1 protein-coding gene is annotated in these 502 nt (G+C 68.9%); it reads left to right on the top strand.

From position 1 onward, the window contains the following. Positions 1-75: 75 nt before the first annotated feature. Positions 76-502: hypothetical protein (locus tag D9V41_RS16245; protein ID WP_208006907.1), on the top strand; the 427-nt coding region annotated here is incomplete at its 3' end.

Below are 502 nucleotides of genomic sequence, written 5' to 3'. Positions count from 1 at the left end.
CGAGCATGCCGTGAACGACACCAACAAGCGCTGGCATGGCCAGCGCCCATCTGCCATCGGCCAGGAGTAGCCACGATGTCAGCCACGAACCGCCGCCACGGTGCGCCGGACGCAAACGCTGAGGCGATTGCACTGTTCGCGGTGCTCTCGTTAGCAGCGCTGGTGCTGCTGTTCACCTGGGTTCCCGTTCATGTGTCCAGCTGGCGCGAGGGTCACGAGGTCCCAGCTAACCCGTTCACGCTCGTGGTCGGCCTGGTGACCGGCGACGTCGCATGGTCGTCAACGGCCACCGTCGCCGCCGTGGTGCTCGGTGTCGTGGTGGTCGTCCTCGCTGCTCTGTCGGTAGCAGCGCTGGTCCGGTTGAAGCGTCGACGTGCGCGGGTCGACAGTGCCGCGGCGCGGATGGGCCGCGGCCGTGAGGTAGCGCCGACCTCGCGCCGTGAGGTTGGCCGTACCGCCGAGCGCCTGGGCGTCAGCGGTACGCCTGGCCTCGTGGTGGCTC

This window comes from Aeromicrobium phragmitis (assembly GCF_003674095.1).
In the GTDB taxonomy this organism is placed as follows: domain Bacteria; phylum Actinomycetota; class Actinomycetes; order Propionibacteriales; family Nocardioidaceae; genus Aeromicrobium; species Aeromicrobium phragmitis.
Note: the sequence above shows the minus strand (reverse complement) of the source record. Positions and strands in the feature narration are given on the sequence as shown.